The 24,836-nt window shown below is 72.0% G+C and carries 24 protein-coding genes; 15 read left to right on the forward strand and 9 right to left on the reverse strand.

Annotated elements, in window-relative coordinates; genetic code table 11:
- Positions 1-14 precede the first annotated feature (14 nt).
- Entirely contained in the window at positions 15-2,366 is a 2,352-nt protein-coding gene (locus ACOKM3_RS41170; protein WP_426906413.1) for a helix-turn-helix transcriptional regulator, read from the reverse strand.
- Between the two features lie 282 nt (positions 2,367-2,648).
- On the opposite strand from ACOKM3_RS41170, the gene ACOKM3_RS41175 reads away from it, so the two are divergent.
- Positions 2,649-3,377: a PP2C family protein-serine/threonine phosphatase gene (locus ACOKM3_RS41175; RefSeq protein WP_426906414.1), complete on the forward strand. Its 729-nt coding sequence runs from the start codon at positions 2,649-2,651 to the stop codon at positions 3,375-3,377.
- 115 nt (positions 3,378-3,492) lie between these two features.
- On the forward strand, positions 3,493-3,756 hold the full coding sequence (locus tag ACOKM3_RS41180) for a DUF5133 domain-containing protein (protein ID WP_426907025.1): 264 nt from the start codon (positions 3,493-3,495) through the stop codon (positions 3,754-3,756).
- A 282-nt stretch (positions 3,757-4,038) separates the two neighbouring features.
- Here ACOKM3_RS41180 and ACOKM3_RS41185 read toward each other — a convergent pair whose 3' ends face one another.
- The gene (locus ACOKM3_RS41185) at positions 4,039-4,608 is read right to left on the reverse strand and encodes a DUF4232 domain-containing protein (RefSeq protein WP_426906415.1); all 570 of its coding nucleotides are present in this window, start codon (positions 4,606-4,608) and stop codon (positions 4,039-4,041) included.
- Between the two features lie 170 nt (positions 4,609-4,778).
- On the opposite strand from ACOKM3_RS41185, the gene ACOKM3_RS41190 reads away from it, so the two are divergent.
- Together ACOKM3_RS41190 and ACOKM3_RS41195 are read left to right on the forward strand one after the other, a co-directional pair.
- Positions 4,779-5,426, forward strand: coding sequence for a TetR/AcrR family transcriptional regulator (locus tag ACOKM3_RS41190; protein ID WP_426906416.1), 648 nt, complete (start codon positions 4,779-4,781; stop codon positions 5,424-5,426).
- A 169-nt stretch (positions 5,427-5,595) separates the two neighbouring features.
- Positions 5,596-7,212, forward strand: coding sequence for an MDR family MFS transporter (locus tag ACOKM3_RS41195; protein ID WP_426906417.1), 1,617 nt, complete (start codon positions 5,596-5,598; stop codon positions 7,210-7,212).
- A 77-nt stretch (positions 7,213-7,289) separates the two neighbouring features.
- Here ACOKM3_RS41195 and ACOKM3_RS41200 read toward each other — a convergent pair whose 3' ends face one another.
- Positions 7,290-7,757, reverse strand: a complete 468-nt coding sequence (locus tag ACOKM3_RS41200) for a pyridoxamine 5'-phosphate oxidase family protein (protein ID WP_426906418.1) — start codon at positions 7,755-7,757, stop codon at positions 7,290-7,292.
- A gap of 70 nt (positions 7,758-7,827) precedes the next feature.
- Between ACOKM3_RS41200 and ACOKM3_RS41205 the strand changes: the two genes are divergently transcribed.
- Positions 7,828-8,769 (forward strand): sigma-70 family RNA polymerase sigma factor, encoded by a 942-nt coding sequence (locus tag ACOKM3_RS41205; protein WP_426906419.1) that lies wholly within the window; start codon positions 7,828-7,830, stop codon positions 8,767-8,769.
- On the opposite strand, the gene ACOKM3_RS41210 is transcribed toward ACOKM3_RS41205, so the two are convergent.
- Entirely contained in the window at positions 8,745-9,251 is a 507-nt protein-coding gene (locus ACOKM3_RS41210) for a GNAT family N-acetyltransferase (protein WP_426906420.1), read from the reverse strand. The genes ACOKM3_RS41205 and ACOKM3_RS41210 overlap by 25 nt on opposite strands.
- A 98-nt stretch (positions 9,252-9,349) precedes the next feature.
- Between ACOKM3_RS41210 and ACOKM3_RS41215 the strand changes: the two genes are divergently transcribed.
- From ACOKM3_RS41215 to ACOKM3_RS41235, 5 genes are all read left to right on the forward strand, one after another.
- Positions 9,350-10,048: a maleylpyruvate isomerase N-terminal domain-containing protein gene (locus ACOKM3_RS41215; RefSeq protein ID WP_426906421.1), complete on the forward strand. Its 699-nt coding sequence runs from the start codon at positions 9,350-9,352 to the stop codon at positions 10,046-10,048.
- A gap of 185 nt (positions 10,049-10,233) precedes the next feature.
- Complete coding sequence (locus ACOKM3_RS41220) at positions 10,234-11,550, forward strand: ABC transporter substrate-binding protein (RefSeq protein WP_426906422.1); 1,317 nt, start codon at positions 10,234-10,236, stop codon at positions 11,548-11,550.
- An 11-nt stretch (positions 11,551-11,561) separates the two neighbouring features.
- Positions 11,562-12,569, forward strand: coding sequence for a carbohydrate ABC transporter permease (locus ACOKM3_RS41225; RefSeq protein ID WP_426906423.1), 1,008 nt, complete (start codon positions 11,562-11,564; stop codon positions 12,567-12,569).
- Positions 12,562-13,443, forward strand: coding sequence for a carbohydrate ABC transporter permease (locus tag ACOKM3_RS41230; protein WP_426906424.1), 882 nt, complete (start codon positions 12,562-12,564; stop codon positions 13,441-13,443). The genes ACOKM3_RS41225 and ACOKM3_RS41230 overlap by 8 nt, the downstream gene beginning before the upstream one ends.
- 20 nt (positions 13,444-13,463) lie before the next feature.
- Positions 13,464-14,846, forward strand: a complete 1,383-nt coding sequence (locus tag ACOKM3_RS41235; RefSeq protein ID WP_426906425.1) for a GH1 family beta-glucosidase — start codon at positions 13,464-13,466, stop codon at positions 14,844-14,846.
- A gap of 10 nt (positions 14,847-14,856) precedes the next feature.
- On the opposite strand, the gene ACOKM3_RS41240 is transcribed toward ACOKM3_RS41235, so the two are convergent.
- On the reverse strand, positions 14,857-15,768 hold the full coding sequence (locus ACOKM3_RS41240; protein WP_426906426.1) for a LysR family transcriptional regulator: 912 nt from the start codon (positions 15,766-15,768) through the stop codon (positions 14,857-14,859).
- A gap of 82 nt (positions 15,769-15,850) precedes the next feature.
- Between ACOKM3_RS41240 and ACOKM3_RS41245 the strand changes: the two genes are divergently transcribed.
- Complete coding sequence (locus ACOKM3_RS41245; RefSeq protein WP_426906427.1) at positions 15,851-16,795, forward strand: DMT family transporter; 945 nt, start codon at positions 15,851-15,853, stop codon at positions 16,793-16,795.
- Here the strand turns inward: ACOKM3_RS41245 and ACOKM3_RS41250 are convergent.
- Both ACOKM3_RS41250 and ACOKM3_RS41255 read right to left on the reverse strand, forming a co-directional pair.
- Entirely contained in the window at positions 16,752-16,997 is a 246-nt protein-coding gene (locus tag ACOKM3_RS41250; RefSeq protein WP_426907026.1) for a metal-sensitive transcriptional regulator, read from the reverse strand. The two genes, ACOKM3_RS41245 and ACOKM3_RS41250, sit on opposite strands and share 44 nt — an antisense overlap.
- Before the next feature lie 23 nt (positions 16,998-17,020).
- Entirely contained in the window at positions 17,021-17,587 is a 567-nt protein-coding gene (locus ACOKM3_RS41255) for a rhodanese-like domain-containing protein (protein ID WP_426906428.1), read from the reverse strand.
- 231 nt (positions 17,588-17,818) lie between these two features.
- Here ACOKM3_RS41255 and ACOKM3_RS41260 point away from each other — a divergent pair, with 231 nt between their 5' ends.
- The 3 genes from ACOKM3_RS41260 (at position 17,819) to ACOKM3_RS41270 (ending at position 22,712) form a co-directional block, all read left to right on the forward strand.
- A complete protein-coding gene (locus tag ACOKM3_RS41260) occupies positions 17,819-18,760 on the forward strand; it encodes an SDR family oxidoreductase (RefSeq protein ID WP_426906429.1) in 942 nt (313 codons plus the stop codon).
- A 190-nt stretch (positions 18,761-18,950) separates the two neighbouring features.
- Positions 18,951-20,306, forward strand: a complete 1,356-nt coding sequence (locus ACOKM3_RS41265; protein WP_426906430.1) for an LCP family protein — start codon at positions 18,951-18,953, stop codon at positions 20,304-20,306.
- 1,734 nt (positions 20,307-22,040) lie between these two features.
- Positions 22,041-22,712 carry a hypothetical protein gene (locus ACOKM3_RS41270; protein WP_426906431.1) on the forward strand — a complete coding sequence of 224 codons (672 nt, stop codon included), beginning with the start codon at positions 22,041-22,043 and terminating at the stop codon, positions 22,710-22,712.
- Positions 22,713-22,724: 12 nt separating this feature from the next.
- Here ACOKM3_RS41270 and ACOKM3_RS41275 read toward each other — a convergent pair whose 3' ends face one another.
- The gene (locus ACOKM3_RS41275) at positions 22,725-23,552 is read right to left on the reverse strand and encodes an endo alpha-1,4 polygalactosaminidase (protein WP_426906432.1); all 828 of its coding nucleotides are present in this window, start codon (positions 23,550-23,552) and stop codon (positions 22,725-22,727) included.
- 34 nt (positions 23,553-23,586) lie between these two features.
- Complete coding sequence (locus ACOKM3_RS41280; RefSeq protein WP_426906433.1) at positions 23,587-24,081, reverse strand: GNAT family N-acetyltransferase; 495 nt, start codon at positions 24,079-24,081, stop codon at positions 23,587-23,589.
- A gap of 359 nt (positions 24,082-24,440) precedes the next feature.
- Here ACOKM3_RS41280 and ACOKM3_RS41285 point away from each other — a divergent pair, with 359 nt between their 5' ends.
- On the forward strand, positions 24,441-24,836 hold the full coding sequence (locus ACOKM3_RS41285; RefSeq protein ID WP_426906434.1) for a nitroreductase/quinone reductase family protein: 396 nt from the start codon (positions 24,441-24,443) through the stop codon (positions 24,834-24,836).

Below are 24,836 nucleotides of genomic sequence, written 5' to 3' on the forward strand. Positions count from 1 at the left end.
TACGACCTGCTTCGTCACACCTCGGAGGGTGGAACGACGGAGTCCGCGGCGGATGTGGCGTGCAGCGCGGCGATCTGGGAACGGGAGGTGAAACCGAGCTTGGTGAGGATGTGCTCCACATGGGAGTCGATCGTCCGCTTCGACACCACGAGCTTCGCCGCGATCTCCCGGTTCGTGCAGCCGTCGCCGACCAGGGCGGCCACCTGGCGCTCGCGCGGAGTGAGCCCGTCGGTGGGGCCCGAGCGCTGCGGAGGCACGTCGGGGGACGGCGCCGACTCGTCGTCGAGTGCCAGGTCCAGCACGGCGTCGAGCGGCAGCGTCGCGCCCTCCTCGAACGAGTGGTGGTAACCGTCGGCACCGAGCACCTCGCGGGCCGGGTCCGCGGCCCGCGTGTGCAGTTCGTGCAGCACGGGGAGGCCGAACCTGGCCTCCTTCGCGGCCCGCCGCCACAGCGCGTCGGCCGCGCCCTGCAGCGTCGCGACCCGCTCGAAGCGCCGCAACTGCCCCGCGTGCCAGGCCAGTCCCTCCAGGAAGTGGGCGAGCCCCATCAGGTCGTGCAGCGCCGCCTTGCTGCGGATGCCCTCGCGGGCGCACTCCACGGACGCCTCGTGATCGCCCTTCAGCCACAGCCCCACGCTCTTGACCCACAGGGCCCAGCTGCGCGCCCACTGCTCGCCCGGATGCGCGGCGCCGCGTGCGAGCGAGTCGTCGCACCAGGCGATGCCCTTCTCGTGGTCGCCGGTGATGATCAGCATGAACCCGGCGTAGAAGCCCAGCATGAGCAGGCCGGTGTCGTCGCCGAGCGCCGTCATCCGGGCCCGGACCTCGTCGAAGTCGTCGGCGCAGCCCTCCATCTGGCCGAGGAAGTACCGGCGGTGCGCCTGGAAGGAGAACGTCCACGTGGCGCCGACGCGGTCGCCGATCCGCGCGGCGATCTGCTCGGCCTCCTTCAACAGCGCCTCGTTCTTGCCCCGTTCCCCCTGGATGTCCATGTACCAGCTGATCAGCCACAGGGCCTTCACGCGTTGTGGTGTGTCGTCGCGGCAGCCGTCCAGGGTGCGGCGCAGCCAGTAGCGGCCCTCGGTGAGCAGCCCGGTCGCGTGCCAGTAGCCCCACAGTGCCGTCGCCATCTCCAGGCCGTCGCAGTGCAGCCGGGGCGTCGCGACGCAGTGCTCCAGGGCGATCCGGACATTGGCCTGGTCCCGCACGAGCGCCCGCAGCAGGGGGATCTGCGCGTCGCCCGTCCACTCCTGGTCGAAGGCGCGCGCCGCGTCGAGGAAGTACTCCAGGTGGCGCCGCCGGGCCCGCTCCTCGCCGCCGAGCGCGGCGAGCTGCTCCAGGCCGTACTCGCGGATGGTGTCGAGCATCCGGTACCGCGTGCCCTCGGGGGTCTCGACCCGCACCACGACGGACTTCTCGACGAGCCCGATGAGCGAGGTCAGCACGTCCTCGACCGGCAGGATCTCCTCGTCGGCGCACACCACCTCGGCCGCCTGGAGGCTCAACTCCCCCGCGAACACGGACAGTCGGGCCCACAACAGCCGCTCCGCCGCGGTCGACAGGTCGTGGCTCCAGCCGATCGCCGTACGCAGTGTCTGATGGCGCGGCACCGAGGTGCGGCGCCCGCCGGTGAGCAGCCGGAACCGGTCGTCGAGCCGGGCCAGCATCTCGTCGAGCGACAGCACACGCAGCCGGGAGACCGCGAGTTCGATGGCGAGCGGGATCCCGTCGAGCCGGCGGCACAGCGCCAGCACGTCCGCCCGGTTGTCCTCGCCGACCGTGAAGCCCTGCACCGCAGCGGACGCCCGGTCGGCGAACAGCGCCAGCGCGTCGCACTCCCGCCCCGCGCCGTCCGCGGGCTCCGGCATGCTCAGCGGGCCGATCGCCAGGACGTGCTCCCCGGGCACGTCGAGCGGCTGCCGGCTGGTGGCGACGATCCTCAACCGGGGTGCGCAGCGCAGCAGTTCGTCGCAGAGCACCGCGCACGCGTCGACCAGATGCTCGCAGGTGTCGAGCAGCAACAGCAGCTCGCGCCCCTCCAGATGGTCGGCGATCACCTCGATGGCGGGCCGCGCCGCCTGCTCCGGCAGGTCGAGCGCCGCCGCGACCGCGTTCGCGAGCAGCGCCGGGTCGTGCAGCGCGGAGAGCTCCACGAGCCGCACTCCGTCGGCATACGTCTCCCGCAACTCGCGTGCCGCACGCACCGCGGTCCGGGTCTTGCCGACGCCGCCGGGCCCGGTCAGCGTGACGAGCCTGGCCCGCGTCAGCACGTCCTCGACCTGGCCCAGCTCCCGGCGCCGCCCGACGAAACTGGTGGTCTCGGCGGGCAGGTCTCCCGGCGTGCGCCGGGTGGGACTGGGATTCATACGGGCTCACCTCGTGCGGCGCGGATGCTGCGACTGCCGTCGCCAGGCTAGAGGGAACAGGGTGCGAGCGAACCCCCTTCACCGGACGACCACTCGAACGGGAAAGGGAACATGGGCAGTTGGCACGTCTCCCGCGATTTCCGCACGCACTTCGGGGAAACCGTCACACGGCGCGCCCGGCTGACTACACTTCCGGGAACGCCACGGCCGTCGCGCCGATCGAGCCGCGCCCCACCGGCACAACCGGAGCCGAGACGTCCGGCCCCCTCTCGAAAGGCCCTCATGACCACCCGTCCGTCATCGACCACCTCCCTGCCCGAGACGTTCGGCACGCTCGGCGTCAGCGCCCGGCGGCTGGCGGCCGGCGCGGGTCCTGACGGCGGCGCGGGTGGCGATCTGCACGGCGTGGTGGACACGCCGTACGGGACCCGGCTGCTCATCGGGGACGTGATGGGCAAGGGCGCCGAGCTGTCCCGCACGGCCGACGCGGTCCTGCGCACCTGGCGCCGGCTCGCGTGCGTGCAGCGGACGTTGGAGGTGCTCGCGGTGCGGCTGCACTCGCTGGTCGCGCACTCCGAGGACCCCGACAGGTTCGTCACCGCCACGCTGGTGACGGTCGCACCCGACGGGTCCGCGGAGGTGGTGTGCTGCGGGCATCCGCCGCCCCTCCTGATCCGTGACGGGTCCGCGGTGCCGGCCGCCGTGCCCGTCCCGGCGCCGCCGCTCGGTCTGCTCGACCTCGCGCACGGCTGGTGCGGCGCCGAGCAGATATCCGCGGCCGCCTGGGACCGCATGCTGCTGCACACCGACGGCGCCACCGAGGCCCGTGACGCGGAGGGTGAGTTCTACCCCCTCGCCGAGCGCGCCACCGAGCTGAGCGCACTGCCGCTCGCCCCCTTCACCGCCGCGCTCTCGGCCGACCTGCTGCACCACGCCGGGGGCCGCCTCCAGGACGACGCGACGCTGCTGGCACTGGAACCGGTGAACTCCGCGCCGCCCGCCTCGCGCTGACGCACGCATGAGCGTTCTGAAATCCCGTCCCGGGGTGTGTTTTGGTCTCCTGTGACAGGGGAGTCAGAGGGTGGACCGTGTGACAGCAGACGACGACGGAAGGGAGTGGCAGAACATGCTCCTCGCCCATCCCGCCCTGTTGACCGATCTCATCCGCGAGTACGAGATGCTCAGCGCGCTCGACGCCGACGACGGGGGCCCTGCCGCGCAGCGCCGGCTCGACGACATCGGCTACAGCCTGTGCATGGCCACCGGCACGAGCGACGTGGACGCGGCATTCGTCGCCGCCCGACACCGGCTGCCCGGGGCGCGCGTGCACGACGACTCGGCACTCACCGCGCGTGTGCGAAGGGCGCCACGGGTGCCGAGCCACCGGTGACAGTGTGGGTGCCGCCGGATGCCGTGATCACGCCGATGGCGACGGCGGCCGCGGCGACAGCGCCGGCGAGCGTGAGCCGGGTACGTGTCGAACGCCGCCTGTGCCGTGAGGGGCGGGGGCCACTCGGGTAGGGGAGATGCGCCATCGTGGTGCCTCGGTCTCGTGCGGACTCGATACGGGGGAGTAACCCAAGGCTAGGCGCGGCGTACGGGGCAGGGGGCCGGGACCAAGGTCCCCGGTGCGGGGGCGTTGGTCCCGACCCGACCGGGGTTCTACGGGCCGTCAGACCGCCAGCGTGTCGCGGCCCGTGGTCTGCTCCACCAGTACCTGCTGGGCCTGTGAGGCCGAGGGCTGCCACAGCGTCGTCACGGGCTCCCACACCCGCACGCCCGTCGGTGAACCGAGGGTCAGCGCCTGGAAGCTGCGGCCCTGTTGATCGGGGATCGCGGCCACCGTCACGTACATGACGGCGGGCGCCTCGTCCTTGGCGTCCTCCGCGTCGGAGACCGACAGGACCGCCGCGTACGCCGTGTCGTGCGCGGCCAGCGTGCGCCCGGCGTGCGGCACCGTCGGCAGCGGCAGCGCCGCCCCGTCCAGCTCCCCGTACGTGACCGTCGGAACGCGGTCGACGAGGCAGGCCTTCGAGGAGTCGTTGCGCACGCTCAGCTTCAGGATGTCGGCGTTGTCGTCCGAGGGCGCGGCCCGCACGGTCACATCGTTCTCGCCGCAGCGCTCGAGTGCGGTGCGCGCGGCGGAGCCGGCCGCTCCCGCGGTGGGCACGGTGAGTGCCGTCAGAGCGAGGGCGGCGGCGACGGCCGCCGTGGCATGACGTGTGACGTGACGAGCGCGCATCGGAAGTCCCCAGTCCGTGGTTGGTCCGTCGTGGTCGTTTCGTGCCGCCAAAGGAATGAAATGCGGCGAATGCAGGCATACGACCCTAACGCGAATGTGTGACGCGAGGCACGTCGCGGGACGGGGGTGCAGTGCGCGCAAGGTTTGCACAGTGTGCAAGAATCACGCCCGTGACCGTCTCCGACCAGCAACCGAGCGCCCCCGCCGAGGGGCTGCGCGCTCGCAGGCGCCGCCAGACGCGCAGCGAACTGCACGCGGCCACGGTCCGGCTGGCCCGGGAGCAGGGCTTCGCGCAGGTCACGGTCGAGATGATCAGCAAGGAGGCCGGCGTCTCACCGCGGACCTTCTTCAACTACTTCCCCAGCAAGGAAGCCGCCCTCTTCGCACTCCCCGGCACCGTGCCGCCCGCACTCGCGGAGCGGTTCGCCGAGGGGGAGGGGAGCGGGACCGACGCGGTGCTGCGCGACCTCGGCGACATTCTCGCCGACCACCTCCAGGAAGCGGCCCCCGAGCCGCAGGAACTGGAGGACTCGCTGCGCATCGCGGAGGGCGTGCCCTCGGTCCTGGCCACGTTCCTCGCCCAGTGCGAGGCGGTCGAACGGGACCTCGCCGGACTCATCGCCCGGCGCACCGGCACCCCGCCCGACGGTGAGGCGGCCGAACTGCTCGCGGGCGTCGCCATGGCGACCGTACGCAGCGGGATCAAGCGATGGCACCAGTCGGGCACGCACGCCGACGAAGGCGCCGGGCCCGCCGAGCGCGTACGCGCATCCTTCGATGCGCTGCGGGCGCTGCTGGGACCGGCCGCCGTGAAGTAGGCGCGCCACCCGTGTGACCACCTCCCCCTCGCGGTCACCCATGGAACTCCCCTCTCCCCGCTCCTCCCCGGACCGGCACCACCGAATCACCCGTACGCGGCAACCGCTCTCCCGCCGCAGGGTCAGCCCTGTACCACTCCACTCGCACACCACATCGGAGAACACCGCAATGACGCACGCCCCCGCTTCCGAGGGCATCGACTCCGGCCCCGACCCGGCGGCCGACGGGATCGAAGAGAGCACGGTCAAGCCGCACAACTTCGGCCTGATCTTCGCCGCGCTGATGCTGACCATGCTGCTCGGCGCGCTCGACCAGACCATCGTCTCGACCGCGCTGCCGACCATCGTCGGCGAGCTCAACGGCATCGAGCACATGGCCTGGATCACCACCGCGTACATCCTCGCCGCCACCATCGGCATGCCGGTCTACGGCAAGCTCGGCGACCTCATGGGCCGCAAGAACATCTTTCTCGCGGGCATAGCCCTGTTCCTGGTGGGCTCGGTGGTCTGCGGACTCGCCCAGAACATGGGTACGTTGATCGTCGGCCGCGCCCTCCAGGGCCTCGGCGGCGGTGGCCTCATGATCACCTCGCAGGCGATCATCGCCGACCTGGTGCCGCCGCGTGAGCGCGCCAAGTACATGGCCCCGATGGGCGCCGTGTTCGGTCTCTCCTCCGTCGTCGGGCCGCTGCTCGGCGGCTGGTTCACCGACGAGCACTCCTGGCGCTGGGCGTTCTGGATCAATCTGCCGCTCGGCATCCTCGCGTTCTTCGTCGCCGCCGTCGCGATCAAGCTGCCGCGCAAGGCCGTCCAGGTCACGCTCGACTACCTCGGCACGGCGCTGATGGCCGCGGCCGTCACCTGCACCGTGCTGTTCGCTTCGTGGGGTGGCACGCAGTACGAGTGGTCCGACCCGCTGGTCATCGGCCTCGGTATCGGAGCGGTCGTCGCCTGGGTGCTGTTCTTCTTCGCCGAGAAGCGCGCCGAGGAGCCGGTCATCCCGCTGCACCTGTTCCGCAGCCCGATCTTCAACGTCGCCACCCTGCTCGGCATGATCGTCATCGGTCTCGGCATGTTCGCGATCGTCGGCTACATGCCCACCTACCTGCAGATGGTCTACGGCAAGTCCGCCACCGAGTCCGGACTGCTGCTGATCCCCATGGTCGTCGGCATCATGGGCACCGCCCTGCCGTCGGGCGCGATCATGTCCAAGACCGGCAAGTACAAGATCTACCCGATCGCCGGTACCGCGATCATCATGCTCACCGCCTACCTGATGTCGACGCTCGACGTGTCCGACCCGGTCTGGCTGGTGTGCGTGTACGTCGGCCTCGCGGGCGCGGGCGTCGGCCTGATGATGCAGACCCTCGTGCTGGCCGTGCAGAACGACTTCCCGGGCTCGGAGGTCGGCACCGCCACCTCCGCGAACAACTTCTTCCGGGAGATCGGCGCGACGCTCGGCACGGCCGTCGTCGGCGCGGTGTTCGCCAGCCGCCTCACCGACCAGCTGGCCTCGCGCATCCCCGCCGAGGCCGCCGCCAAGGTCGGCGACAGCGACTCGCTGACCCCGGCGCTGGTCCGCGCCCTGCCGGCCGACCTGCGCGACACGGTCGTCAGCTCCTACCAGGAAGCGCTCGTCCCGATCTTCCTGTACCTGCTGCCCGTCTTCGCTGTCGGCCTCGTCCTCGCCTTCGTCCTGAAGGAGAAGCCGCTCGCCGACAACGCCGACTGGCACGCGGAGAACACGGGCCCCGCGGCCGACAAGGAGCCGGAGCCGGTCGGCTGACCTCCGCCCCTGTCCCGTCCTCCCGTACGACATGTGCCCCCGCCGCGCTTCCGGAGCGCGACGGGGGCACGGTCGCGTCAGTCCATGTCCAGCCACACCCCGTCCCGCATCAGGTCACGGCCCGTCAGCTCGTTCGCCTCGCGCCAGGCCTGGATGCGCACGGGCCGGATGCGGAAGTACACGTACGGGCCGTCGGCCGCACGCGGATCGAACCCGGCGGCCGCCGCGAACGCGTCCGCGAATGGTTCGGTGACCTCGTCGGCGGAGAGCGCCTCGCAGCGTCCGGTGATGTGCACGACGTCTCGCGTCGGCCCGATGCCGAGGTGCACCTGCCCGCTCGCCACGAGGTTGCGCGCCACCGGATTGGTGGCACGCGTCGACACGTACAGGCACGCGTCCCGCCACAGGAACGACAGCGGCATCATGTACGGCGTGCCGCCCTCGGACCCGGCCGTCGCGACCCACGCGTCGACCTCCCGCTCCAGGCGGTCGAGGGTGTCCTGCTTGCGCTGCTTCGCCGAACGGGCGGGCGCGGCCTGCGACATGCGGTTCTCCTTTACGGACAAGATGGGGTGGCGCACTGCCATGACACGACATCACGAAGGAATGTGACAGATGGCCGATGCCGAAGCCCTGGCCGCCCGCTTCGAGGAGCACCGCCCGCGGCTGCGCGCCGTCGCCCACCGGATGCTCGGCTCGTCCGCGGAGGCCGACGACGTGGTGCAGGAGGCATGGCTCCGGCTCGGTCGCACGGACGAGGCCGACACCATCGACAACCTCGCCGCCTGGCTGACCACGGTCGTCTCCCGCATCTGCCTCAACGCGCTGCGCGCCCGCGCCACCCGCCGCGAGGACCCGCTCGAGGCACAGGAGGACGAGAGGGGCGAGAGGGGCGAGGGGCCCGTGGACCCGGCGGACGAGGCGGTCACCGCCGACTCCCTGGGTCTCGCGCTCATGGTCGTCCTCGACCGGCTCGCCCCCGCGGAGCGCCTGGCCTTCGTGCTGCACGACCTGTTCACCGTGCCGTTCGACGAGATCGCGCCCATCGTCGAGCGCACCCCCGCCGCCACCCGCCAGCTCGCCAGCCGCGCGCGGCGCCGGGTGCGCGAGGCCGACCCGCGCGCCACGGAGGCGGCCGACCGCGAGCGCCGCCGCGAGGTCGTCGAGGCTTTCCTCGCGGCGACGCAGGGCGGTGACTTCGAGGCGCTGCTCACCGTGCTCGACCCGGAGGTCGTGGTCCGCTCGGACGCCGCGGCGATCGCCATGGGTTCCGAGCGGGAGGTGGTCGGCGCGCGTGCGGTGGCCTCCCTGTACGCGGGCCGTGCCAAGGCCGCCCGGCTCGCTCTGCTCGACGGCACGGCCGGTGTCGTGTGGACGCACGCGGGCACCCTCAAGGTCGCCTTCGCCGTGGAGGTCGACCTCACGACGGACCCGCCCCGCATCACCGGCATCGAACTCGTGGCGGACGAGCAGCGGTTGGCGTCGATGGACGTGGTGCCGCTGCGCCGCCGCAGGCGCCCGGCATCCGGCGGTCAGTCCCCGGACGGCGCCGAATAACACCTGACGGTCACCAACTCGCCCGTCCCCCACTCCTGTTGGCCCCGCGCGAGGAACCGCCACCCGAGCCGTTCGTACAGCGCGATCGCGGCGGAGTCGGTGGCGACGACGTCGAGCACGGCCAGGGCGCCGTGCCGACGGGCCTCGCGCGCGGCCCGCTCCAGGAGTGCCGCACCGAGCCGGTGGCCGCGCGCGGACGGCGCCACGAACAGCCGCCCCACGACGGCGACCGGAGTGCCTGCCGGGACGATGGTGGGTGCCACGTCGCCCGGGGCGGGCCGGGCCAGCAGGACGTGCCCGACGACACGCTCGTCGTGGCATCCGACCCACGCGCCCACGACCTCTCCGTCACTCAGCCAACCCGCGGGATCCTTCGGCCAGTTGGTCGGATAGCCGTCCGCGTGGTGCACGGCGCGCATCGCTTCCACACAGTCGGCCAGATCACTGCTCCGCCGCGCCCTGACACCCGTATCCCCGCTCACACGCGCACATCCATCTCGCCGCCGGTCCCGTCGAGGGCATCGAACCACACACGTCGAATGCGCTTGTCCCGCGTCCCCGCCCCGCATAGCGTGCCGCCGTGGATCACTTCTCGCGTTCGGCGGATCTCTCCTCGCGTTCGACGGAACTCTTCTCGCGCTCATGGGCCGCGTTGCGCGCCGCGGTCGCCGACCTCCCCGAGCCGGCCTTCGAGCGGCCCTCCGGCTGCACCGGATGGCTGGTGCGCGACCTGGTGTGTCACCTGGTCATCGACGCGCAGGACGTGCTGATCACCCTCGCCACCCCCGCGTCGGCGGAGCCGACCGTCGACGCGGTGACGTACTGGCACGTGAGTGACGAGCCGCCGACCGGTGAGGACCCGCTCGACGCGCTGACCGTCCGCCTCGCCGCCGCCTACCAGGACCCGGCGCTGCTCACGTTCCACCTCGACGACGTCGGCTCTGCGGCTGGGCGTGCCGCAGGGCTCGCCGACCCGGACGCCCGCGTGAGCACGCAGGAGCAGGTCCTCACGGTGGGCGACTACCTCACCGCGTACGTCCTGGAGTGGACGCTGCACCACCTCGACCTGGTCGCCCACCTCACGGACGTGCCCGGGCCGCCGGAGGAGGGTCTGGGACGGGCGCGGGCGCTCCTGGAGGGCATCGCCGGCACCGCGTTCCCCGCGTCGTGGCCCGACACGGACGTGCTGCTCGTCGGAACGGGGCGCCGACCTGCGACGGAGCGGGAGAAGGAGGAACTCGGCGCGCTGGCACGGAAGTTGCCCCTCGTGATCGGCTGACCGGTCGGCGCGGTACGCCGGCGGGTCCGAGTCTTGAACCCGCTCTGTTCGCTTGGGCCCGGAACTTGTCGAAGTCCTTGACGCCCCAGCCCCTCGGCGCTTAACTCACGTCCTAAATTAAGTCCTGACCGCGTTCAGTTCCTGAACGCGTCGGACCATCCTCCGGACAAGGGACGCCTGGAGCCATGAGCAGAATCCGCGCCGCCTGTGCCTGTGCCATCACCCTCTCGCTCGCCCTCGCGGCCACCGCCTGCGGCGGCGGTTCGCCGACCAGCGGTGGATCCGACGACTCCCCGAAGACCCTCACGTACTGGGCCTCGAACCAGGGGGCCAGCGTCGAAGTCGACAAGAAGGTCCTCCAGCCGGAACTCGACAAGTTCGAGAAGCAGTCCGGCATCAAGGTGAAGCTGGAGGTCGTTCCCTGGTCCAGCCTCCTCGACCGGATCCTCACCGCGACCACCTCGGGCCAGGGCCCGGACGTCCTCAACATCGGCAACACCTGGAGCGCTTCGTTGCAGGCGAGCGGCGCCCTGCTGCCCTGGGACGCCAAGAATTTCGACAAGATCGGCGGCAAGGACCGGTTCGTCGCCTCCGCACTGGGCTCGGCGGGCGTACAGGGCAAGGACCCGGCCGCGGTGCCGCTGTACTCGATGGCGTACGCGCTCTACTACAACAAGCAGATGTTCAAGGACGCGGGCATAGCGAAGCCCCCGGCGACCTGGGACGAGGTCGTCGCCGCCGGAAAGAAGATCTCCAAGGGCGGCAAGTGGGGCATCGGCGCCGAGGGTTCGAACCTGTCCAACAACATCCACCAGGTCTTCGTCCTCGCCAAGCAGCACGGCGCCGACTGGTTCACCGCGGACGGCAAACCCGACTTCACCTCGCCGGGCGCGGTCGCGGGCGTGAAGCAGTACGTCGACCTGATGGCCAAGGACAAGATCATCGCGCCGGGCAACGCCGAGTACGCGCAGAACCAGTCCCTGAGCGACTTCTCCAAGGACAAGACGGCGATGGTGCTGTGGCAGACCGCCTCCGCGACCTTCAAGACGCAGGGCATGAAGGAGGACGAGTGGGGCGTGGTGCCCGCGCCCGTCCAGTCCGGCGCGCCGGGCCAGGGCCGCGGCACCAACTCGATGGTCGCCGGCATCAACATGGCTGTCTTCAAGGACACCGACAACCTCGGCGGCGCCACCAAGTTCGTGAAGTTCATGACCAGTGACCCCGAGCAGAAGATCCTCAACAAGGCGTACGGGTCCATCCCGCCGGTCAAGTCCGCGCAGAACGACGCCGCGTTCAACGTCCCGGCCGTCGCGACACTCAAGGAGACCATCGCCACGAGCGCGGCGCCGCTGCCCCAGGTCGCCGACGAGTCGCAGTTCGAGACCTCCGTCGGCACGGCCGTGAAGGAACTCTTCGCGGACGCCGCCGCGGGCCGGCCCGTCACCACCGCCACCGTCAAGGCCAAGCTCGCCAAGGCGCAGCAGCAGATGCCGACCAAGTGAGCGGAACCCCGATGACGACCACACCCACCACGACGGTCGAACGGTCGGCCGAGCCGGCCGTCGGCCCCAAGTCCCCCAAGGCGGCGGGCGGCCGGGCCCGCCGCCCCGGACGGATCCGCCGGTTCGGCCTGCCCTACCTCCTGCTCCTGCCCGCCCTGGTGCTCGAACTCCTCGTCCACCTGGTGCCCATGGCCATGGGCATCCTGATGAGCTTCAAGCAGCTCACCCGGCTCTTCCTGCGCGACTGGACCACCGCCCCCTGGAGCGGCCTCGACAACTTCAAGGTCGCCGTCGACTTCGACGGCGCCATCGGCGAGGCACTCCTCAAGTCCTTCGTCACCACCTGCCTGTTCACCGTCGCCTCGGTCGCCCTGTGCTGGGTGATCGGCACGGCGGCGGCCGTCTTCATGCAGGAGTCGTTCAAGGGGCGCGGCCTGCTGCGCGCCCTGTTCCTCGTCCCGTACGCGCTGCCCGTGTACGCCGCCGTCATCACCTGGGTGTTCCTGTTCCAGCACGACAACGGCCTGGTGAACCACGTACTGCACGACCAGCTCGGCCTCACCGACAAGCCGTCGTTCTGGCTCATCGGCGACAACAGCTTCTTCGCGCTGCTCACCGTCTCCGTGTGGAAGGGCTGGCCGTTCGCCTTCCTCATCGTGATGGCCGGGTTGCAGAACATCTCGAAGGACCTGTACGAGGCCGCCGCCCTCGACGGTGCGGGCCTGTGGCAGCAACTGCGCCGCATCACGCTGCCGTCGCTGCGGCCCGTCAACCAGGTCCTGGTCCTCGTCCTGTTCCTCTGGACGTTCAACGACTTCAACACGCCGTACGTGATGTTCGGCAAGGCGGCGCCCGAGGCAGCGGACCTGATCTCGGTCCACATCTATCAAGCATCGTTCGTGACATGGGACTTCGGGACCGGCTCCGCGATGTCCGTCCTGTTGCTGCTGTTCCTGCTCGTCGTGACGGGCGTGTACCTGGTGCTCACGTCCAGGGGGAGGAAGACCGCCGATGTCTGACACACAGCCGGCGCGTCCGCGGTACAGGTCGCCGTCGGCGCCGCCGCGCTCCTTCCTCTGGTCCCGCCGGATCTTCCTCACCCTGCTCGCCGGCTTCGTCCTGCTGCCCGTCTACGTGATGGTGTCCAGCTCGCTCAAGCCGCTCCAGGACGTCCAGGGCGCGTTCCGCTGGATCCCCAGCAGCCTGACGATCCGGCCCTACATCGACATCTGGTCGACGGTCCCGCTGGCCCGCTACTTCATGAACTCACTCGTCGTGGCGGGCACGGCGACCGTCTGCTCGGTGGTCGTCGCGGTCTTCGCCGCGTACGCCGTCAGCCGCTATCGCTTCCGCGGCAAGCGCGTCTTCACGGTGACGGTGCTGTCGACGCAGATGCTCCCCGGCATCCTCTTCCTGCTGCCGCTGTTCCTGATCTACGTCAACATCGGCAACGCCACCGGCATCGCCCTGTTCGGCTCGCGCGGCGGGCTGATCCTCACGTACATGACGTTCACGCTGCCGTTCTCGATCTGGATGCTCATCGGGTACTTCGAGTCGGTGCCGCGCGATCTCGACGAGGCGGCCCTCGTCGACGGCTGCGGGCCGCTCGGCGCGCTCTTCCGGATCATCGTCCCTGCTGCCATCCCCGGCATCGTGGCCGTCGCCGTCTACGCGTTCATGACCGCGTGGGGCGAGGTCCTCTTCGCCTCCGTCATGACCAACGACACCACCCGCACGCTCTCCGTCGGCCTCGGCGCCTACGCCAACCTCAACGACGTGTACTGGAACCAGATCATGGCCGCCTCGCTCGTCGTGAGCGTGCCCGTCGTGGCCGGCTTCCTGCTGCTCCAGCGCTACCTCGTGACCGGCCTGACCGCGGGAGCCGTCAAGTGACCGTCAACGGTCAAGTGGCCATGACTGAAAGGAACTTCGTGTCCGACCCTCTTGACCTCGCCGCCTTCCCGCCCGACTTTCTGTGGGGCACGGCCACATCGGCGTACCAGATCGAAGGAGCCGTCGCCGAGGACGGCCGCGCGCCCTCCATCTGGGACACCTTCGCGCACACACCGGGAAAGATCGACGGCGGCGACGACGGTGACATCGCCTGCGACCACTACCACCGCTGGCGCGAGGACATCGGCCTGATGCGTCAACTGGGCACCAATGCCTACCGGTTGTCCGTCGCCTGGCCACGCGTCGTCCCCGGCGGCGACGGGCCGGTGAACCCCAAGGGCCTCGCTTTCTATGACGAGTTGATCGACGCGCTGCTCGCCGAGGGCATCACCCCGTCGGTCACGCTCTACCACTGGGACCTGCCGCAGGCGCTCCAGGACCGCGGCGGCTGGCCGGTGCGGGAGACCGCCGAGCACTTCGCCGCGTACGCCGCCGTGGTCGCGGAACGCCTCGGGGACCGGGTGAAGCAGTGGACACCGCTGAACGAACCGCTGTGCTCGGCCTGGATCGGCCACCTGGAGGGCCGGATGGCGCCGGGGCTCACCGACCTGACCGCCGCCGTCCGTGCCTCCTACCACCTGCTCCTCGGCCACGGCCTCGCCACGCAGGCGATCCGCGCCGCCGTGCCGGACGCCGAGATCGGCATCGTCAACAACCTCGCCCACGTCGAACCCGCCACCGACCGCCCCGAGGACGTAGCCGCCGCCCGCCGCATGGACGGCCACGCCAACCGCTGGTGGCTCGACCCGGTGCACGGCCGCGGCTTCCCGGCGGACATGCTGGAGGTGTACGGAGTCCAACTCCCGGAGAGATCCGGTGACTTGGCGACCATCGCCGAACCGCTCGACTGGCTCGGCCTCAACTACTACTTCTCCTCGGCCATCGCCGACGACCCGTCGGGACCCGCCCCGTTCGCCGACGCCGTGCCGCGCCCCGGCCTCCCGCGCACCGGCATGGACTGGGAGGTCGACGCCGCCGGCATCGAGGCCCTGCTGCTCCGCCTCACCCACGACTACGGCGCCCGCAAGCTGTACGTCACCGAGAACGGCTCCGCGTACCCCGACGTCGTACGTCCCGACGGCACCGTCGACGACCCCGAGCGCGAGGCGTACCTGGTGCGGCACCTCGCGGCCTGTGCCCGCGCGATCGGCCAGGGCGTCCCGCTCGCCGGGTACTTCGCCTGGTCGCTGCTCGACAACTTCGAGTGGGCGTACGGCTACGACAAGCGGTTCGGTCTCGTCCACGTCGACTACGCGACGCAGAAGCGCACCATCAAGGGCAGCGGCCACCGGTACGCGGACCTCGTGCGCCGCCACGGCGCGCTGGCGCGGCGGGCCGCCTGAAGCCACCTGTTCAGTGGGGCCGACCGGAAGCGGCCTCGCTGAGCCGGTCCAGTACGTACGCGACGTCGGGGTGCCCGGCCGTGCCCGCCCGGTACACGGCCCGCACGGTGCGCAGCACGGGGGAGTGCAGCGGGTGCAGGGAGGCGCCCTCCAGGTGTGTCGGCAGGGCGAGTCGGGGCACGAGGGCCACACCCGCGCCCCGGGTCACCAGGGCCGTCAGTACCCCGAAGTCGCTCGCCCGCGCCACCGCGCGCGGCACGAACCCGGAGGCCCCGCAGGCCCGTTGGGTCATTTCGTGGCAGGCGGTGTCGGTGCCGGGCACGAGCCAAGCCTCCTGCGCGAACGCGGCGAGGTCCGCTTTGTCGCCCGGCGCGAGACCGTGCCGGGCCGCCGTATCGGGATGCAGCGCCAACTCCACCGGTTCGTCGAAGAGATGACGCTGCTCGCAGCCCGGCGGCAGCGGCCGGGGGAGCAGGCTGTACGCGTGCGTGACCGCGACGTCGACCGTCCGCTGCCGCAGCGCCTCGTCGGCGGCGTCCGGCTCGTGCTCGACGAGGTGCAGCCGCGGCGCGTCCGCACCGGGCTCCGGCCACACCAGAGGGAGCAGCACCCGCGCCGCCGACGGGAACGCGGCGATCCGCACCGCGCCCGGCCGCCCCTGCCGCAGCGCCGCCACGTCGGCCTCGGCCGCGGCGAGGTCGGCGAGCACCACCTGGGCGTGCTCCACGAGGAGCCGCCCCGCGCCGGTGAGCCGCAGCGCCCGGCCGTGCTTCTCCAGGAGCGTCAGCCCCGTCTCCTTCTCCAGGGCCGCCAGCTGCTGCGAGACCGCGGGCCCCGTCAGATGCAGGGCCCCGGCGGTCGCCGCCACCGTGCCGTGCGTGGCGAACTCCGCGAGCAGCCGCAGCCGCCGCACCTCCAACACCAAAGCTCACCTTCTCGAAAGGGAAAGAAAGAGTAACTGGACCTTTCTCATTCTACGGAGCAGGGTCGGGAGGGTGAAGTCCGTGACGTTCGACAAGACCTCCCTCGCCCTCGCGGCCACCGTGCTGCTGTGGGCCTCCGCGTTCCCGGCCATCCGCGTCGCCCTCGACGGCTACGGGCCCGCCGCGCTCTCCTTCGTACGGCTCGCCTCCGCGTCGCTCGGGCTGCTCGCCGTGGCGCCGTTCCTGGGCGTGCGCAGGCCGAGTCGGGCCGATCTGCCGCGCATCCTCGTGGTCGGCGCCTGCGGCATGAGCGCGTACCAACTCCTGCTCAACTGGGGCGAGACGAGGGTGCCCGCCGGAACCGCGAGCCTGATCGTCGCGTCGGTGCCCGCCATCAGCGCGCTGCTCGCCGTCGCGTTCCTCGGGGAGCGGCCGACCTGGCACACGGTCGCGGGGTCCGGCACGGCGCTCGCCGGCTGCGCGCTGATCGCCCTCGCGGGCGGGGAGACCGGCTATACGACCGCCGCCTGGGCCGTCATGGGCGCGGCCGTCGTGCAGGCCGTCTACCACTTCGCCATCAAGCCGCTGCTGCGGCACCGCACCGGTCTCGAGGTCGCCTGCTACGCGATGTGGGCAGGCACGGCGCTGCTGCTCCCGCTGGCGCCGGGTGCGTTCGGCGAGCTGGTCCGGGCTCCGGCCGGTGCCACCATGGCCGCGCTGTATCTGGGGCTGTTGCCGTCCGCCGCCGGGTTCGTGGTGTGGGGCTATGCGGTGGCCCGGCTGACCGTGACGGCGGCGACCGCCGCGCTGTACCTGGTGCCGGGTGTGGCGCTCGTGGTCGCGTACCTGTGGCTGGGGGAGGTGCCGACGCCCGTGGAGGTGGCCGGCGGGGTCGTGACGCTCGCGGGTGTCGTGCTGCTGGGGCGCGGCGCACCGAAGAAGCGCGCCGCCCCGAAGGAGGACGGCGCGCCCACGGCCGCTGTCACGCCAGCGACAGGAACAGCTTCTCCAGCTCCTCCTCGCTGAGCGGCGGCTGCTCGCCGTCCGCCGCGTTCATGCAGTCCCGCATGCCGGAGGCGATGATTTTGAACCCGGCCCGGTCCAACGCGCGTGAAACGGCGGCCAGTTGGGTGACCACGTCCTTGCAGTCGCGGCCCGCCTCGATCATCGCGATGACGCCGGTCAGCTGCCCCTGCGCGCGGCGCAGCCGCTTCAGGACGGCGTCCATCGCCTCCGGATCGCCCGTACCGCTCACGAGCGCAGGGCCGCGCGCGCGGTCTCGAGCGCGCCCGGCGCCGGCTGGTTGAACGGAAGCTTGCCGAGCAGCGCCGCCATGCCGCACGTGTTGCTCACACCGGAGTAGACGAGACCGGAGGCGACGCCCGCGGCGAGCAGCCGGCCCTTCGGGGCGCGGCGGCCGAGCGCGAGGCCGAGCAGCACCAGGGAGCCGGCGGTGAACCGGACCTGGCGGTCCATCGCCCAGACGGCGCGCTCGGGGCGCGCCGCGGTGTCCACCGGCAGCCCCTCGGCGGTCCAGGCCTGGGTGCCGCCGTCGAGCCCCACGGCGTCGACGCCCGCCTCGGTGAGCTTCGCGCAGGCCGCGGCGGAGCGGTGCCCGGCCGCGCACACGACGACGATCCGGCGGCGCGCGGCCGCGTCCCGCAGCTCGGGCAGCAGCTCGTCGATGAGCTCCGCGGGCACATTGAGGGCGCCGGGCACGTGACCGGACGCGTACTCGGCGGGCGCGCGCACATCGAGGACGAGGGTGTCGTCGGCGGCGCTGCCGTGCAGCTCGGCGGGGGCGAGGGTGGTGCTCATGTCTCTCTCCTGTCTCACTGGTATACCCCCGAGGGTATCAACGCGTGCCCCCGTAGGTGTGCCGCAGGTGCCCGGCTCGATGGGCCTGGCAAGGTCCCGGACAAAGTCCCACCGAAAGCAGGACAAGGGTTGTCGGGTTTCCGGGACATGCTCGTGAGAGCGAGCCACACGGCGGCAACGCGTGCCACCCGGCACCGACGCGACACACCTGAACCCACGGGAGACGACCCCATGCCTGACAACGCCCACCCGGCGACGGACGAACAACCCCTTCGCGGCAAGGTCGCCCTCGTCGCGGGAGCCACCCGCGGCGCGGGCCGCGGCATCGCCGTCGAACTCGGCGCGGCCGGCGCCACGGTCTACGTCACCGGCCGCACCACCCGCGCCCACCGCTCCGAGTACGACCGCGCCGAGACCATCGAGGACACCGCGGACCTCGTCACGGAGGCGGGCGGCCACGGCATCGCCGTCCCCACCGACCACCTCGAACGGGACCAGGTGCGCGCCCTCGTCGAGCGCATCGACCGCGAACAGGGCCGCCTCGACGTCCTCGTCAACGACATCTGGGGCGGCGAGAACCTCTTCGAATGGGACACCCCCGTCTGGGAGCACGACCTCGACAACGGGCTCAGGCTGCACCGCCTCGCCGTCGAGACACACGCGATCACCAGCCACTACGCGCTGCCGCTCCTGCTGCGCAACCCCGGCGGCCTGGTCGTCGAGGTCACCGACGGCACGGCCGAGTACAACAGCACGAACTACCGCGTGTCGTTCTTCTACGACCTGGCCAAGAGCTCCGTCCTGCGCATGGCATTCGCCCTCGGCCACGAACTCGGCTCACGCGGCGCCACCGCCGTCGCCCTCACGCCGGGCTGGATGCGCTCGGAGATCATGCTCGGGCACTACGACGTCACGGAGGAGAACTGGCAGGACGCGGTGCGGGTGCAGCCGCACTTCGCCATCTCCGAGACACCCCGCTACACCGGTCGCGCCGTCGCCGCGCTCGCCGCGGACCCGGACGTCGCCCGGTTCAACGGGACGTCCCAGTCCAGCGGCGGCCTCGCCAAGATCTACGGCTTCACCGACCTGGACGGCAGCAGGCCCGACTCCTGGCGCTACCTCGTCGAGGTCCAGGACGCGGGCAAGCCGGCCGACGTCACGGGGTACCGCTGACGCCTCGAGGTCGCCGCGGGCCTGCGCGTCGCCGCGGAGACGGCGTCGTTGTGGCGATTGGTTCCGACGGGGGAGGCCCCCATGCGTACATGACGGTGAATCAGGCGTGGCGGCGTGGGACGAGAGGGGCGATGCGGAATATAGGGGTCAGGTCGCACCCGCCCCGACATCCGCTCGACGGAGGTACTCCATGGCCCCTCAGCACCGTCTCCGCCGCCGCCACGCGGTGGCCGCGGCCGCCCTGCTGATCACCACGCTCGCGGGTGCGGCGCCCGCGGGGTCCGGAGCGGCGGAGGGCAGATCCGCCCCCGCCGCCGGCCACGGATCCGGTCAGGCCGTCGGCAAGGGCAAGGGGACCAACCTGCTCGTCGCGGGGCTCGACCGCCGCAGCGGGATGTCCCGCAAGGAGATCCAGCGGCTGCACGTCGGCGGCCAGGAGTGCGGCTGCACCGACGTGCTGATGCTCGTGCACATCGCCGCCGACGGCCGCCGGCTCAGCGTCGTCTCCCTGCCCCGCGACTCCTTCGTCCGCTTCGCCCGGCACGACCACCCCGCGCACAGCGGAAAGATCAACGGGGCGTACGCCCACGGGGGCCGGGACCTGACCGTGCGTACGGTCGAGCGCGCCACCGGCGTGCGCATCGACCACTACATGGAGGCCGACTTCCGCGGGTTCGTGGCGGCCGTCGACGGCCTGGGCGGCGCCGAGGTGTGCAGCGACAAGCCGCTGCGGGACGAGAACTCGGGGCTCGACCTCGCCGCGGGGACGCACGACATCGACGGCAAGCACGCCCTGCGCTACGTCCGCGCCCGGCACCTCAACCCGCCCGGTGACCTCGGACGGGTCCGCCGCCAACAGAAGCTGCTGCTCGGCATGTTGGCGCGGCTCTCCGACGCGCAGGTCTTCAAGGACCCGATGGCGACCGCCCGTACGGCCCGCGCGCTGATGTCGCACGTACGCACCGACGGCCACACGGACGTCCGTACGCTGACGTCCCTGGCGTGGAAGCTGCGCGACCTCACGCCGCGGCAGACGGAGTTCGCCACCGTGCCCATCTCGAACTTCGACTACCGGGACCCCACGTGGGGCTCGTCGCTGCTGTGGGACGACAAGCGGGCGAAGCGGATGTTCGGGGCGCTGCGGGCCGACCGGCCATTGACCTCCACGCGGAAATCCGGCGGTCCTGTCCCGGTCGGTATGCCGCCCCAGGAGACCAAGGTGACGGTCGACGACCCGCGCGTCGCCGACGGGTTGCGCGAGAGCGGCTTCGACGTGAGCGAGGTGCCCGCGCCGAGCAGCCGTCCGAGCGGGCCCACCGTCGTCACGTACGATCCCGAACGCGCCCGTTTCGCGCCCTCGCTGGCCGCCGCGCTCCCCGGTGCGAAGCTGCGGTCCGTGGCCGGATTCGGCCCCGCGTTCCGCGTCGTCGTCGGCGATGACGATCGTGGTGTGACGCAAGTGACGTACGACCGCAGCATGGTGGAAGGGGCGCCGGTTACCGGAGACCGGCTGCGCTGCGGGCACCCTTCGGGCAAAAAGGGCTGAAAACCGACCACGGCGGGGCCACTTGGGGTTCCGTGACGGCAGCGCGACGCTCTGTGTTGCGGTTACGGTTCTGCTGTGGTGATCAACGCGCAAGGCAACAACGAGGCATATTCCACCGAGCCGGGCACGGCGCTGCTTCTCGCGGCCGCGCCCGTCGGCAAGGCGGGCCTCATCGACGCGGTCTCCGTGCTGCCCACGCTCGCGGCGGTGCCGCCGAGCGTGCTGACCGGCACGGCGGCGGCGTCCGTCGTCGAACTTGCGGACCCGCTCGACCCGCAGGCCGTCCTCACCCGCCTGCGGACGGTGGCCGCGCAGCCCGGACCGCTGCACCTGTACGTCGCGGGCCAGCTCCACCTCGACCAGCGCCAGCGCCTGTTGCACCTGGCCCTCGCCAGGACCACCCCGTCGACGCTGCGTTACACGGCGCTGCCGTGGCACTGGCTCACCGGTGAACTCACCCTGCGCCGCCCGCACACCACGACCGTCGTGCTCGACCTCGTCGCCGACGCGGAGGCGTGGAAGCACGTCGGCGCGGGCGGTCTCGGCCTCGGCCACGGCACCAATGTCTTCGGCCGGGTGCTGCCGCCCCCGCCCCGCCGCACCACCCTCACCCCCACGTACCTCCGCGCCTACGCGGACATCTGGCGCACCGGGGCCCGCCCCACCCCACCCGACCTCCACGAAACGGCGGCGTCCCACGCGGGCCCGAAGGACGCGCTCTTCGTGGCCCTGGGTTCGGGTTACGTGCCGACGGGCACGCCCAGCGGCAGTCACGCGCACGCGCCTGCGACGGGGACAGACCACGCGCCCGGCACCGTGGACGCGCGCGAGCGCACGCCCTCGGGGCCACCCGCTGGGCCGGAGCCTGCGGGAACACCTGCCGCCGCTGCGGGCGCCGGTCCCGTGCCGGCACCGCCTTCGTCTGAGGGTGGGGCGGCCACTTCAGGTCCTCCGGCGCGCGAGTGGGGTCAGCCTGCGGCCCCGGCCGGAGTCGCGGAAGTGGTTCCGGGGCCGGTCTCCGTTTCGGGTCGGCCTGTGGACTCGTCCGCAGACTCGGGAGCGGCTTCAGGCCGGGCCCCGGACTCGGGCCCGTCCGCGGCTTCGGCCCCGTCAGAGGGTCCAGGACCCGCTGACGTCTCGCCCCCGCCTCCGATACCGCCCGCGCAACCGGCACTGGCACCGGAGGCGGTTGAGGTCTCGGTTTCGGATTCAGGTTCGGCCCCTGCGGCGGTGCCGGCTCCGAGCCTGGCTTCGGCTCCCGCTTCGGTCGTGGCACCTGCTCCGGGCGGGGCGCCGGCACCTGCGCCTGCTCCGGAGTCGGTTGAGGTCTCGGCTTCGGATTCAGGTTCGGCCCGTGCGGCAGTGCCGGCTCCGAGCCCGGCTTCGGCTCCCGCTTCGGTCGCGGCACCGGCACCGGCACCGGACGGGGCACCGGCACCGGACGGGGTGCCGGCAGCGGCTCAGGACTCGACCTCGGCTCCGGCCCAGTCTGCGGGGCCGGGAGTTCCTCCGGCGGCTGCCTCGGGGTCTCAGCCGAACCTGGCCACCGCCGCGGCTCCGGCACCCGCAGATGCCTCGGCTCCGGGCTGCGCTCCCGAGGCGGACACGGTTTCGGCTCCGGGTCCGAGCCATGCCCAAGCTCCTGCCTCCGCCCCGGCTGTACAGCTCGCCAAGGCACCGGCGCCGAGTCAGGCCGGCCCGAACCCTGTTGCCGCTCCCGTCAGCGCGCGGCCCGTGTCTGAGGCCCCCGCCCACTCTTCGGCCCCCGCCCCCGCCGTGCAGTTCGCCAAGGTGCCGACGCCCAGCCAGGTCACCCCGCCCCCGGTTGCCGCTGCCGCGCCCCCGGCGCCCGCGCCCGCATCGGTCCCCGCCACGCCCGCGCCCAGCCCGGCCCCCGCGACGGCCGCGACCGTCATTCCGCCGATGCCCGCCACCGCGCCAGCGGTCCCCACCGCGCCCGCGGCCCCCGCCGACCCCGACCCGCACGCCCTGTTGCTCGCTGCCGTGCAGGCGGGGCGGCATGGCGAGGCCGCGTCCATCGCTGCGGCGTGGGAAGGGGAGGCGTTGCGGGTGCACGGGATGCGGTCCTCGCAGGTCGTGCACTGGATGGAGGTGCGTGCCGACCTCGCGCGGCTGGCCGATGAGCCGGGGCGCAGCTGTGAGTTGTGGATCGCCGTGGCACACGCCCGCATCGCGCGCGGCGAGTCGCCCTCCGACGAGGACGTGGAGGCGGCCGTCGACCGCGCCCACCACCAGTGGGAACAGGTCGGCGACCCGGACCGGGCCCGCGGCCACGCCGCCGGTCTGACCGCCCTGCGGGAACAGGTGCCGGGCCGACGTCCCGGCGCCCTCGACGCGATCAGGCGCCGCCTCGACGCGCTGAGCGACCCGGCCCGAAAGGCCTGACCCCGCCGCCGCTCAACAGGCCCGCCGCACATACCCCTTCGTGCCCGCGGGGCGCACGTCCATGTCGCGCAGCACGATCGAGAGCCGGTCGCCCCACTCCCGGCACGCCCGCTCGAAATCGGCCTCGCGGTACTCCACGGCGAAGACCCGGTCGTCGTACGCCGACGCGTACCCCCGGCACTCGTCGTAGGCCTGGCACTCCTCCGTCACCGCGAAGTCGAAGCCGATGTCGCGGCGCTTCGGCAGGAGTTCCGCGGTGTTCTTCTGCCCGACCGCGAGCCCGGACCCGTGCGCCCGGTCCGCGATGAGCTCGGCGAACGCGACCGCGTCGGAGGAGTCGAGCAGTCCGTCGGAGCGCTCGAAGGAGTCGAGGTTGTCCGGCTCGACGGCCTGGAACCCGTCGTCGGCGCAGCCCCGGATCCAGCCGCCCACGATGTTCGAAAGACGCGCCCGCTTCGTCTTCGTGGAGATGTCGAACAGCGGCTCGTGCCAGTCCTCGTCGACCACCAACTTGCCGTCGTCGTCCCGCAGCAGCAGGTCGTCGTGGTGGGCCCGCCACCACTTCACCGCGTCGGGCTGGGCCTGGAAGGCGTTGACGTAGCAGACGTTGTAGAGCCCGCGGGCGGGGGCGTCCCCGCGGTCCCGCGAGACGGCCCGCACCCCCGCGGGCGGCTTGTACGCGCCGCCGAGCTGGTAGTCGAACCGCGCGTCCGGCGTCGGCCGTTGGACGCGCGGGGAGCGGCCCCCGGACTCCGGTGACGAACAGGCGGACAGCGCGAACGCGGCGGTCAGGGCGAGGCACAAAGCCGACAGACGTCGGGAAGCCGGGCGGAAGATCATCGTCGCAGCCTAGAACGAGAAACCCGGCCGCCCCTCACAACGGGTGCCGGAAACACACCCGATGCTGCCCCGGACCGTCGTAGTCCTCGCGCACCGCGACCCCGCCCACCTCCCGGTCACCCGGCTCCACCACGAACCCCAGCGCCCGGTGGAAGGCGATCGACCCGGCGTTCCCCGGCGAGGTCACCGCCCGCACGTCCTTGCGGCCGGCCCGCTCCGCCCGCCGGAAGAACTCCTCGTACAGCCCCCTCCCGACACCCGAGCCGCGCAGCGCCGGGTCGACCCCCACGAAGTGGATGTACGCGGAGGTGTCGTCATCGGCGGAGTACAGGCCCACCAGGAACGCCCGCACACCCGAAGCGTCCTCGGCCACCAGGCTGGTGCCCGCGAAGAACTGCAGGAACAGGCGGGGCAGCAGCAGCGACAACTCGCGCGCCTCCTGCGGCGTGCGCGAGTCGCCCCACCACTCCTGGACACGTCGTACGAGCGAGAGATGGTCGCCCTCGCGGGCCGCGCGCAGCTCGGGCATCAACGATTCCTTCGTCAGGGTTCGCGGTGGGCGGGGCGAACGGTCACCGAGCGGCACCGGTCGTGACTCACCTCACGCCGCCTCCCGGCACCGTCGGGAACAACCCGGCAACCCGGTCCGTTGACCCATATGTGGACACGGATGGAACAGTGTCCCCGGGCCCAACCTATCGCCCGCAGGGAAGATCGTTCGGCTGAAGCCCTGTGGAGCCCTCCGCCGCGAGGCGACCGCCATCCGTGTTCACCCCAAGCCGCCCCGGCCGTGGTCCCCCGTCACGGCCGGGGCTTCCTCATGCGCCACCGGACCCCGGTCCGGGGTTCGCGCATGACCGCCGCCGGGCCCCGGTCTACAGTTCGCCCATGACGCGCTTCCACGAGACCAAGCACCGGCTCGTCACGACCTTCCAGCGCCATGTCGCCAACCCCGTGACCCGGCGCCTGCCGACCCAGGTCCTCCTGGAGACGACCGGGCGCACGTCGGGGCTCGCGCGCCGCACCCCCGTCGGCGGGCGGCGCGTCGGCGGCGCCTTCTGGCTGGTCTCGGAATTCGGGTTCACGTCGCAGTACGTGCGCAACATCCAGGCCGACCCCCGCGTCCGTGTCCGCCTGCGCGGCCACTGGCACAGCGGCACCGCGCATCTGCTGCCCGACGACGACGCCCGCGCCCGCCTCAAGGCCCTGCCGCGCCTCAACAGCGCCGCCGTCCGCGGCCTCGGCGTCGACCTGCTGACCGTACGCGTCGACCTCGACGACTGA

Source organism: Streptomyces nidicola (genome assembly GCF_050106155.1).
Classification (GTDB): domain Bacteria; phylum Actinomycetota; class Actinomycetes; order Streptomycetales; family Streptomycetaceae; genus Streptomyces.

Coding starts and splice junctions, on each gene's coding strand:
- ACOKM3_RS41205 (WP_426906419.1), top strand. CDS start 7,828: ATGGCCGATGCCGAAGCCCTGGCCGCCCGCTTCGAGGAGCACCGCCCG.
- ACOKM3_RS41275 (WP_426906432.1), bottom strand. CDS start 23,552: ATGATCTTCCGCCCGGCTTCCCGACGTCTGTCGGCTTTGTGCCTCGCC.
- ACOKM3_RS41235 (WP_426906425.1), top strand. CDS start 13,464: ATGACTGAAAGGAACTTCGTGTCCGACCCTCTTGACCTCGCCGCCTTC.
- ACOKM3_RS41220 (WP_426906422.1), top strand. CDS start 10,234: ATGAGCAGAATCCGCGCCGCCTGTGCCTGTGCCATCACCCTCTCGCTC.
- ACOKM3_RS41255 (WP_426906428.1), bottom strand. CDS start 17,587: ATGAGCACCACCCTCGCCCCCGCCGAGCTGCACGGCAGCGCCGCCGAC.
- ACOKM3_RS41175 (WP_426906414.1), top strand. CDS start 2,649: ATGACCACCCGTCCGTCATCGACCACCTCCCTGCCCGAGACGTTCGGC.
- ACOKM3_RS41195 (WP_426906417.1), top strand. CDS start 5,596: ATGACGCACGCCCCCGCTTCCGAGGGCATCGACTCCGGCCCCGACCCG.
- ACOKM3_RS41280 (WP_426906433.1), bottom strand. CDS start 24,081: ATGCCCGAGCTGCGCGCGGCCCGCGAGGGCGACCATCTCTCGCTCGTA.
- ACOKM3_RS41230 (WP_426906424.1), top strand. CDS start 12,562: ATGTCTGACACACAGCCGGCGCGTCCGCGGTACAGGTCGCCGTCGGCG.
- ACOKM3_RS41285 (WP_426906434.1), top strand. CDS start 24,441: ATGACGCGCTTCCACGAGACCAAGCACCGGCTCGTCACGACCTTCCAG.
- ACOKM3_RS41265 (WP_426906430.1), top strand. CDS start 18,951: ATGGCCCCTCAGCACCGTCTCCGCCGCCGCCACGCGGTGGCCGCGGCC.
- ACOKM3_RS41200 (WP_426906418.1), bottom strand. CDS start 7,757: ATGTCGCAGGCCGCGCCCGCCCGTTCGGCGAAGCAGCGCAAGCAGGAC.
- ACOKM3_RS41170 (WP_426906413.1), bottom strand. CDS start 2,366: ATGAATCCCAGTCCCACCCGGCGCACGCCGGGAGACCTGCCCGCCGAG.
- ACOKM3_RS41250 (WP_426907026.1), bottom strand. CDS start 16,997: ATGGACGCCGTCCTGAAGCGGCTGCGCCGCGCGCAGGGGCAGCTGACC.
- ACOKM3_RS41185 (WP_426906415.1), bottom strand. CDS start 4,608: ATGCGCGCTCGTCACGTCACACGTCATGCCACGGCGGCCGTCGCCGCC.
- ACOKM3_RS41260 (WP_426906429.1), top strand. CDS start 17,819: ATGCCTGACAACGCCCACCCGGCGACGGACGAACAACCCCTTCGCGGC.
- ACOKM3_RS41180 (WP_426907025.1), top strand. CDS start 3,493: ATGCTCCTCGCCCATCCCGCCCTGTTGACCGATCTCATCCGCGAGTAC.
- ACOKM3_RS41225 (WP_426906423.1), top strand. CDS start 11,562: ATGACGACCACACCCACCACGACGGTCGAACGGTCGGCCGAGCCGGCC.